Origin of the sequence: Micrococcus sp. APC 4021 (genome assembly GCF_030407635.1) — a bacterium.
GTDB classification, from domain to species: domain Bacteria; phylum Actinomycetota; class Actinomycetes; order Actinomycetales; family Micrococcaceae; genus Micrococcus; species Micrococcus luteus.
Genome location: NZ_JASDCZ010000086.1, coordinates 1 through 9704, shown reverse-complemented (window position 1 = coordinate 9704; position 9704 = coordinate 1). Strand labels below are relative to the sequence as shown.

The following is a 9704-nucleotide window of genomic DNA, read 5'->3' as shown; positions in this document are numbered from 1 at the left end:
CCCCGAGCCCCACCGCGCTGCCCGCCGGGGATCCCGCGGCCGACGCCCAGGCGGCCGGGCGCGTCCTGGAGACGCTGCTTGCCGAGGAGACGGCCGCAGCGGGGACACCGCAGGACGAGGCCCCGGCTGTGCTGTCCTCGTCGGCGGGCGTGCTGCGCCTGACCGCGGTCGTCACCCAGACCACCGCGGCCCGGCTCGAGCTCGAGTCGATCACGGACCTCAACGGCCGGTGCGAGTCGCTCACCGCCGTCGCACCCCCGCCCCTGACCGCCGCGGCGGATCCGGACGCGGCCACGGCCCTGCGCGCCCGCCTGGACCGGCTCGCCGGCTGTCGACCCGAGACCTGGCTGGCCGACACCGAGGACCCGAGCGCCGCCGTCGTCGCGGATGAGGCCCAGGTCGCGCTGCTGACCCGCACGGATCCGGAGATCGACGCGAACTCGCTCGTCCCGCTCGAGGACGACGGCCGCGTGCTCCCGGAGGGGCGGCTGACCGCCGTCGGCTCCGCCGCGACGCTGGATGACGACGCCGAGCGGCGCATCGCCGAGGTGATGTCCGCCCTCGACGGCGACGGTCTGCGGGAGCTCGAACGGCTCACCACGGGCGCCGACCCGCTTCCCCTCGCCGAGGCCGCGCAGTACTGGCTGGTGGACCATGGCCTGGAGGACGCGCCTGAGGACTGGTTCGTGCCCCGCGGCTCCTGGTTCTGAGCCCGCACGGATGCGGGGCGCCGGCCCGCGTCGCACGAGCGCGACTGTGATGCACACCGCCCGGGGGTGCCATGATGGAGGGCATGCCGACCCCGCGTCCCCGCCAGATCCGCCAGTCCGCCAAGCTGCTGAACGTCCGCTACGACGTGCGCGGCCCCATCCTGGAGGAGGCGCAGCGGATGGAGGCCGCGGGCCACCGGATCATGAAGCTGAACATCGGCAACCCGGCCCCGTTCGGCTTCGAGGCGCCGGACGCCGTCCTGGCGGCGATGCACCAGCACCTGCCGCACGCGCAGGGCTACTCGGACTCCAAGGGCATCTACTCGGCGCGCATCGCCGTCTCGCAGTACTACGAGTCCCGGGGCATCCGGGACATCGGCGTGGACGACGTGTTCATCGGCAACGGCGTCTCCGAGATGATCACCATGGTCCTCACGGCCCTGGTCGACGACGGCGACGAGATCCTCGTCCCCTCGCCCGACTACCCGCTGTGGACCGGCGCCACCACCCTGGCCGGGGGCCGAGCGGTGCACTACCGCTGCGTCGAGGAGGAGGGCTGGGAGCCCGACCTCGAGCACATCGAGTCCCTCGTCACGGAGCGCACCAAGGGCATCGTCCTGATCAACCCGAACAACCCCACCGGCGCGGTCTACTCCCGCGCCGTGCTGCAGGGCATCGTGGACGTCGCCCGCCGCCACAACCTCGTCCTCATGGCGGACGAGATCTACGAGAAGATCACCTACGACGGCGCCCGCCACATCAACGCCGCCGGCCTGTCCGACGACGTGCTCACCCTGACGTTCTCCGGCCTGTCCAAGGCGTACCGGGTGGCGGGCTACCGCTCCGGCTGGGTGGCCGTGTCCGGGCCGAAGCACCGGGCCGCCGACTTCCTCGAGGGCCTGACCCTGCTGGCCAACATGCGGATGTGCGCCAACGTGCCCGCGCAGCACGCCATCCAGGTGGCACTGGGCGGCTACCAGTCCATCGACGACCTCGTCCTGCCCGGCGGTCGGCTGCTCGAGCAGCGCAACCTCGCCCAGGACCGCCTGAACGCCATCCCCGGCGTGTCCGTGCAGCCGGCCCACGGCGCCCTCTACCTGTTCCCGCGGCTGGACCCGGAGGTCTACGCGATCGACGACGACGAGGCGTTCGTCATCGAGCTGCTGCGGGCGAAGAAGATCCTCGTCTCGCACGGCGGGGCGTTCAACTACCCGCACAGCGACCACTTCCGGCTCGTCACGCTGCCCAGCGTGAAGGACCTGGACGTGGCCCTGGACCGCCTCGAGGACTTCCTCGAGGACTGGAGGGAGCGCCATGGCTGACACCCCGGCCGCCGAGGCGGGCCGTCCCGCCCGTGCCACCGACGACGGCGTCTTCGACGGCCCCGCGCGGGAGCTGTTCGCCGCCCGCCGCGGGGACGAGGTCCGGGGCCCGGCCGACGTCGACGCCGCCGCGACGCCCGGCTACGGCGGGGACAAGGCGAAGGGCAAGAAGGACCTGGCCGCGCGCGGCGGGGCGCTCGCCGACCTGCAGGAACTGCTGTTCGCTCAGTCGGTGCGCCACGCGCCCGAGGGGGAGGCGCCGTCCCTGCTGGTCGTCCTGCAGGGCATGGACACCGCCGGCAAGGGCGGGATCATGCGCCACGTGATCGGGGCGATGGACCCGCAGGGCGTCCACGTGCACGCGTTCAAGGCGCCGACAGCGGAGGAGCGCGCCCACGACTTCCTGTGGCGCATCCGCCCGCACCTGCCCCGGCCCGGCCTCGTCTCCGCGTTCGACCGCTCGCACTACGAGGACGTGCTCGTGCATCGCGTGCGCGGGCTCTCCCCGCTGGCCGAGGTGGAGGAGCGATACGGGGCGATCTGCGAGTTCGAGGCGGCCGTGCGCGCCGCTGGGACGCGGATCGTCAAGGTGATGCTGCGGATCTCGCCGGAGGAGCAGGCCGAGCGCCTGCTGGCCCGCCTGGACGACCCCACGAAGCACTGGAAGTTCAGCGAGAGCGACCTCGACGACCGCGCGTACTGGGACCAGTACATGGACGCGTACCGGATCGCGATCGAGCGGACGGACACCGAGGACGCGCCGTGGTTCATCGTGCCGGCGGACCGCAAGTGGTTCGCGCGGCTGGCGGTGCAGCAGCTGATCATCGAGACCGTGCAGGGGATGGGGCTGGACTGGCCGAAGGCCGACTTCGACGTCGCGGCCGCCCGCCGTCGCCTGCTGGCGGGCTGAGCGCCGCCGTCGTCGCGGTGGGCGGGGAAGTGGTGGCCGGACCTTGCCAGGCCCGGGGCCGCAGTGAGTTGATGGGGAACACCGGTCGCCGCAGAGGCGTGCCGGATCCGATCCGAAAGGTGGACCCATGTCCGAGAACGCTGTCCAGAACGCCCCGCTGACCGGCAAGACCGTCGCGTTCCTCGCGACCAACGGCGTCGAGCAGGTCGAGCTGACCTCCCCGTGGGAGGCCGTGATCGCCGCCGGCGCGACCCCCGTGCTCGTCTCGCCGAAGTCCGGCACCATCACCGCGATGCAGTCCGACTGGGATCACGGCGAGTCCTTCGAGGTGAACACGACGGTGAAGGACGCCAAGGCCGAGGACTTCGACGGCCTCGTGATGCCGGGCGGCACCCTGAACGCGGACGCCCTGCGCATCAACAAGGACGCCCAGGCGTTCGTGCGTGCCTTCTTCGAGCAGCACAAGCCGGTGGCGGCCATCTGCCACGCCCCGTGGACCCTGATCGAGGCCGGCGTCGTGGAGGGCCGCCGCCTGACCAGCTACCCGTCCCTGAAGACTGACCTGAAGAACGCGGGCGCCCAGTGGGTGGACGAGGAGGTCGTCGTGGACAACGGGCTGACCACCTCGCGCTCCCCGGACGACCTCGACGCCTTCAACGCCAACCTCGTGGAGGAGCTGAGCGAGGGCAAGCACGAGGACCAGACCGCCTGACCGACGTCGGGAGCGAGCCGCGTGGGGGCGGGGGCCGATGGCCCCCGCCCCCACCGTTTCTCGAACGAAAGCGTGGCGGAGGCCGCCGTTTCCCGAACGAAAGTGGGGGGCGGGGTCAGCTGGCGTCGGGGGCGGCTTCGCCGCGCACCTGGTCGAGGCGGACGCGGGCGCCGTCGAGCCAGGCCTGGCAGCGGTCGGCCAGCGCCTCCCCGCGCTCCCACAGGGCCAGGGACTCCTCGAGGCCGGCGCCACCGGCCTCCAGCCTCCCCACGGTCTCCACCAGCTCGGCGCGCGCCTGCTCGTAGCTCATGCGGGCCACGTCCGAGACGTCCGCGGAGGTGAAGCCCTCCACACCGCTGGGGCGGCCCGCGTCCTGCGTCTGCTCCATGCCCTGTTCACTCATGCCTGTCGTGTCCTCTCGTGGGATGGGGTCGGGGTGGTCCGATGCGTCGCGACGACGTCCGCGGCGATCCGCCCGGCCGCCACGAGGATGTCGAGCCGGTCGTCCGGGGCGACCTGGTCCGCGTCGCGCACGACCTGCCCGGCGTGCTGGACCACGGCGTAGCCGCGGTCGAGAGTGCGCTGCGGGGACAGGGCGCGGACGCGGGCGCGCAGCTGCGTGAGGGCGTCCTCCTCGCGGACGAGCCGGTGGCCCAGGGCGGACCGGCCGCGCTCGCGCCACCGGTCCGTCTCCTCCTGCCGCGTGTCCACCATCACGTGCGGGCGGGCCAGCACGGGCCGGGAGCGCAGGGCCGCGAGCCCCTCGGCCTCGGCGTGCACGCGGCGCTCGACGGCCGAGGCCAGCCGCAGGCGCGCGTCGGCGAGCCCGGCGGCCTCCTGGGCCGCGTCCGGGACGATCCGTTTGGCCGCGTCCGTGGGCGTGGAGGCGCGCAGGTCGGCGACGTCGTCGAGGACCGGGCGGTCCGCCTCGTGGCCGATCGCCGAGACGACGGGCGTGCGCGCCGCCGCCACGGCGCGCACCAGTGCCTCGTCCGAGAAGGGGAGCACGACCTCCTCGAGCGCGCCGCCGCCGCGGGCGATGACGATGACGTCCACGGCCGGGTCGGCGTCGAGCTCGGCGAGCGCGGCGGCCACCTGTCGAGGGGCCTCGGCGCCCTGCACGGCGACCTCGCGGATCTCGAACTCGGCGGCGGGCCAGCGCAGCAGGGTGTTGCGCAGCACGTCCTGCTTCGCGTCCGAGTCGCGGCCGGTGATGAGCCCGATCCGGTGGGGGAGCAGGGGCAGGGGCCGTTTGCGCGCGGGGGAGGTCAGCCCCTCCTCGGCGAGGGCCCGGCGCAGCAGCTCCACGCGGGCCAGCAGATCGCCGAGGCCGACCGGGCGCATCTCCTGCACGTTCATGGACAGGCGCCCGGCCTTGAGCCAGAAGTTCGGCTTCACGCGCGCCACCACGCGGGAGCCCTGCTGGACGGTCCCGTCCAGGGTCATGGCGACGTTCCGCCAGGCGGTGAGCGGCAGGGAGACCTCCTCCTCGAGGTCCCGCATGGTCATGTAGACGTTGCCGCGGTTGTTCTTGAACTCGATGAGCTGGCCCTCGATCCACGTGGCGGGGGCACGCTCGATGTGGGCCTTGAGGTTCTCGGAGAGCCGGCGCAGGGGCCACGGCCGCTCAGCGGAGGTCTCGCCCGCGCGGGCGGGTGCCGAGACGGGCACGTCCGACGTCGCCGAGGCGCCCTCGGTCACGGGCTGGTCCATCCGGGTCCCTCCTGTCCGCGCCCGGTCCGCCCGGGCACGGGCCCACCGTACCGCCCTCGCCGGACGCGCAAGACGGTGCCCCGGTGTCCCCCCGGGGCCGCCGCCGACCCGGTCGGGTGCTCAGACCGGGGAACCTCCGGCCAGGATCGGTACGCTCGACGGGGTCGGAACGGAATGGAAAGGACCCCATGCGCACCACCCTCAGCCTCCTCGTCGCAGCCCTGGCGGGCCTGCTGGCGGTGTTCGCGACGGCCGGCGCCCTCGTCGACGAGGCGACGCACCGCCCGGAGCTGCTGCGCGGGGTGACGGAGCAGGTCGCCGTGGACCCCGAGGTCCGCGCCGCCGTGCCGGGGGTGATCGACGACGTCGTGCACGACGCCGTCCCCGAGCAGGTGCCGGGCCCGCTGGCCCAGACGGCCGAGGACCTGCTGCGCCCGCTGGCCCAGCGCGTGGCGGACGACCCGCAGGTGGTGCAGGGCTGGTCCGACACCGCCGACGAGGCCCGGCGCGCCTGGCTCGCCCAGCTCGAGGACCCGGAGGGCGCGGACGAGCCCGGCTCGGGCGCGGACGTGACCATCCCGTTCGGTCCCGTCGCGCAGTCCGGGATCACCGCCGCCCTGGGCGACATCGAACGTGACCTGCGCGAGGACCGGTTCGACCTGCCCGGGCAGGCGCTGCTGGAGACGATCATGGGCGCGGACGTCGGCGACTGGGCCGCGGACACCCTGCTGGCGCCCCTGTACGACCGCGCCGCGGATCTGCGGGACAGCACCGCGCTGCGCATGGACGCGCGCATCGACGCCCTGGCCGGCACGGACCGGGCCACCGTGCACCGCTGGGTGGACGCCTCCGCGCACTGGCGCTGGGCCGCCGCGGCCTCCGTGCTGGCGCTCGTGGGCGCCCTGCTGCTCGCCCCCCGAGGGCGGCGGGGCCTCGCCGTGGCCGTGGCGGGTGCGGTCGCCCTGGCCGGCGGACTGATCGGCGGCGCCCGCCTGGGTCCGGACGCGGTCCACCTCACGGCACCCGAGGGGGCCTCCCCCGGGGTGGCCGCGTTCGTCCAGCAGATGGAGGAGGCCGCCCGCCCGGCGTTCGCGGCCGCCGTCGCCCCCTACCCCCAGACCCTGACCACCCTGGGCTGGATCGTGCTGGCCGCGGGCCTGCTGCTGGCCCTGGCCGAGCTGTGGGTCGCTCGGCGTGGCCGGGTCCGTGCCGCCCGGGCGGACGGTCCCCCCGCGGTGGGCCGCTCCCACACCGCCGCCGACGTCACGTCGCGCTGAGCCCGCGGCGAAGCCCGGGCCCGGTCTGCGTCCCGGCCGATAGCATGGAGGGCATGTCCGCTCCCTCCGTCTCCGCCCGTCCGTCCGCCGTCGGCCTCGGGATGCCGCAGGTCCCGCGCGTTCGCCGATCCCGTGAGGAGGTGGAGGCGGCCGCGCCCGTGTCCGGTGAGAAGCGCGTGCTGCTGGCTGCCCCCCGTGGCTACTGCGCCGGCGTGGACCGCGCCGTCGTCGCCGTCGAGAAGGCCCTCGAGCACCACGGCGCCCCCGTGTACGTGCGCAAGGAGATCGTCCACAACCGGCACGTCGTGGACACCCTGACCGAGCGCGGCGTGGTGTTCGTCGACGAGCTGGACGAGGTGCCCGAGGGCGCCCTGACCGTCTTCTCCGCGCACGGCGTGTCCCCGGCCGTCGTCGAGGAGGCCGCCCAGCGTAACCTGCACACCATCGACGCCACGTGCCCGCTCGTGACCAAGGTGCACCGCGAGGCCGTGCGCTTCGCCAAGCAGGACAAGCGGATCCTGTTGATCGGCCACGACGGCCACGAGGAGGTCGAGGGCACGTTCGGCGAGGCGCCCGAGCACACCACGGTGATCAACGACGTCGCCGAGGCCCGCACCGTCCAGGTGGATGATCCGGACAACCTGATCTGGCTCTCCCAGACCACGCTCTCCGTGGACGAGACCCTCGAGATCGTCTCCGTGCTCCGCGAGCGGTTCCCGAACCTGCAGGACCCGCCCTCGGACGACATCTGCTACGCCACCTCCAACCGGCAGGCGGCCATCAAGTCGATCTCGCCGGAGTGCGACCTGGTGATCATCGTGGGCTCGGCGAACTCCTCGAACTCGGTGCGCCTCAAGGAGGTCGCCGCGGAGTACGGGGCCTCCCGCGCCGAGCGCGTCGACTTCGCCAACCAGGTGGACGAGTCCTGGTTCGAGGGCGTGGCCACCGTGGGCCTGTCCTCCGGCGCGTCCGTGCCCGAGGTGCTGGTCCAGGAGGTGCTCGCGCTGCTGGCCGAGTACGGCTACGGGCAGGTGGACGAGGTGGTGACCGCCGAGGAGGACATCATCTTCTCCCTGCCCAAGGAGCTGCGCGCCGAGATGAAGCGCGTGGGCGACGACGGGCGCGCCCTCGGCGGACGCCGCCGCGACGCCGAGGCCTGACCGCGCCCCTCGTCTCCTCGCTGAGGCCCGCAGACTCGCCGTCGCGACGCCGACGTAGCGGCGAGTCTGCGGGCCTCGGTGTGTCCGGGCCGGCGGGTGGTCAGGGACTCAGAGCCCGAAGACCCAGACGAGCAGGGTCATCGACGCGATGGAGATGAGCACGGCGGCGATGATGTTCAGCCACACGCCGCCCTTCACCATCTGGCCGATGGTCACGTAGCCGGAGCCGTACGCGATGGCGTTCGGTGGGGTGGCCACGGGCAGCATGAACGCGCAGGTCGCGGCGAGGGCGACGGGCGCGGCCAGCATGAGCGGGGCGACGCCGGTGCCCAGGGCCACGCCGGAGGCGACCGGCAGGAACGTGGCCGCGGTGGCCGTGTTCGAGGTCATCTCGGTCAGCAGCAGGATGCCGACGGCGGCGATCACCACGAGCACCCACACGGGGATGTCGCCGAAGCCCTTGACCTGCTCACCGAGCCACGTGGACAGGCCCGACTTGGAGAACTGACCGGACAGGGCCAGGCCGCCGCCGAACAGCAGGAGCACGCCCCACGGCAGCTCCTTCGCGGCCTCCCAGTCGAGCAGGCGCACGCCGCGCCCGGCCCCGCCGCCGGCCGGCAGGAGGAACAGGATGAGTCCGACGACCATGGCGATGGCCGCGTCCGAGAGCAGCGGGGACTCCAGGCCCAGGACGTACTCGGAGATCAGCGGCACGGTGATCCAGGCCAGCGCGGCGAGGATGAAGACGGCGAGGACCTTGGCCTCGGGGGCGCTCATGCGGCCGAGGCGGGCCAGCTCGGTGGCGATCAGGTCGCGGCCGCCGGGGACCTCGTCGATCTCGGGGCGGAACAGCACGCGGGTGAGCAGGAACCAGCACGCGAAGAGCAGCACGACGGCGATCGGCACGCCGACCAGCATCCACTGGCCGAAGCCGATCTCCACGCCGTGCTCGGCGGCCATGTGGCCCGCGAGCAGGGTGTTGGGCGGGGTGCCGATGATGGTGCCGAGCGAGCCGATGGACGCGGCGTAGGCGATGCCGAGCATGAGCGCGGTGCCGAAGTTCGTCTTCGTCAGGGAGCGGATCTCGGCCTGCGTGGGGGCCTCGCCGGGCGCGGATGCGGGCGCGGCGGGGCGGTCGGCCTGGTCCGCTGCCTCGTCCCCGGTCAGGGCGCCGTCCGTGCCGTAGCGCTGGACGAGCACGAGGATGGACACGCCGATGGGGAGCATCATCACGGCGGTGGCGGTGTTGGACACCCACATGGAGATGAACCCGGTGGCGATCATGAAGCCCAGGACGAGGTTCACGGTCCTGGCGCCCATGAACGTCAGGACGCCGAGCGCGATGCGCCGGTGCAGGTTCCAGCGCTGCATGGCCAGGGCGAGCATGAAGCCGCCCATGAACAGGAAGATGATGTTGTTGCCGTAGCTCGCGCCGACGGCGTCGAAGGTGATGCCGCCGTCGGACTCCTCGGCGGGCACGCCGAGCGGGAAGACCACGAGCGGCAGCAGGGCGGTGGCGGGGATGGGCAGGGCCTCGGTCATCCACCACACGGCCATGAGCACGGCGGTGGCGGCGACGAGGCGGGGCCAGACGCCGAGGTCGCCCGGCATCAGCAGGAACAGGGCGACGGCGAGCAGGGGGCCGGCCACGAGGCCGATGATGCGCTTGACGTTCTCGCCGCCGGGCAGCGGCTCGTCACGCATGCCCGGGGAGAGCTCGTGTTCGAACTCCTGGGCGGCCGCCCGGGGGTTGAAGCGGGAGACGTGCTCGTTGACGTTGCTCGGCGGGGGGGTCGATCGGGACTCCACGGGGCCTCCTCATCAAGTCAGGCCCTCGGCGCGGCCTGGCAATTCTCTGTGAGTTTCACGGTAGCAAGTGGCCCGGGACACGGAAAGACGA

9 protein-coding genes are annotated in these 9704 nt (G+C 73.3%); 6 read left to right on the top strand and 3 right to left on the bottom strand.

Annotated features, from left to right (window positions below; all coding sequences use genetic code 11):
* The 4 genes from QL983_RS08305 to QL983_RS08290 all read left to right on the top strand — a co-directional run.
* On the top strand, positions 1-710 hold a 710-nt coding region (locus QL983_RS08305; RefSeq protein WP_290152262.1), incomplete at its 5' end, for a glycine betaine ABC transporter substrate-binding protein.
* A gap of 83 nt (positions 711-793) precedes the next feature.
* Positions 794-2032, top strand: a complete 1239-nt coding sequence (locus QL983_RS08300; RefSeq protein WP_070708759.1) for a pyridoxal phosphate-dependent aminotransferase — start codon at positions 794-796, stop codon at positions 2030-2032.
* Positions 2025-2942 (top strand): PPK2 family polyphosphate kinase, encoded by a 918-nt coding sequence (locus QL983_RS08295; RefSeq protein WP_129867340.1) that lies wholly within the window; start codon positions 2025-2027, stop codon positions 2940-2942. The genes QL983_RS08300 and QL983_RS08295 overlap by 8 nt, the downstream gene beginning before the upstream one ends.
* 127 nt (positions 2943-3069) lie before the next feature.
* Positions 3070-3654, top strand: a complete 585-nt coding sequence (locus QL983_RS08290) for a type 1 glutamine amidotransferase domain-containing protein (protein ID WP_290152258.1) — start codon at positions 3070-3072, stop codon at positions 3652-3654.
* A gap of 115 nt (positions 3655-3769) precedes the next feature.
* On the opposite strand, the gene QL983_RS08285 is transcribed toward QL983_RS08290, so the two are convergent.
* A complete protein-coding gene (locus tag QL983_RS08285) occupies positions 3770-4057 on the bottom strand; it encodes an exodeoxyribonuclease VII small subunit (protein WP_290152256.1) in 288 nt (95 codons plus the stop codon).
* The gene (gene xseA, locus QL983_RS08280; protein WP_134377064.1) at positions 4054-5367 is read right to left on the bottom strand and encodes an exodeoxyribonuclease VII large subunit; all 1314 of its coding nucleotides are present in this window, start codon (positions 5365-5367) and stop codon (positions 4054-4056) included. Before xseA ends, QL983_RS08285 begins: the two co-directional genes overlap by 4 nt.
* Positions 5368-5555: 188 nt before the next feature.
* On the opposite strand from xseA, the gene QL983_RS08275 reads away from it, so the two are divergent.
* Together QL983_RS08275 and QL983_RS08270 are read left to right on the top strand one after the other, a co-directional pair.
* Positions 5556-6644 carry a hypothetical protein gene (locus tag QL983_RS08275; RefSeq protein ID WP_290152253.1) on the top strand — a complete coding sequence of 363 codons (1089 nt, stop codon included), beginning with the start codon at positions 5556-5558 and terminating at the stop codon, positions 6642-6644.
* A gap of 53 nt (positions 6645-6697) precedes the next feature.
* Positions 6698-7804, top strand: a complete 1107-nt coding sequence (locus QL983_RS08270) for a 4-hydroxy-3-methylbut-2-enyl diphosphate reductase (protein WP_070709325.1) — start codon at positions 6698-6700, stop codon at positions 7802-7804.
* 108 nt (positions 7805-7912) lie between these two features.
* Here QL983_RS08270 and QL983_RS08265 read toward each other — a convergent pair whose 3' ends face one another.
* Positions 7913-9613, bottom strand: a complete 1701-nt coding sequence (locus QL983_RS08265; protein ID WP_144819107.1) for a DASS family sodium-coupled anion symporter — start codon at positions 9611-9613, stop codon at positions 7913-7915.
* Between the last annotated feature and the right edge of the window lie 91 nt (positions 9614-9704).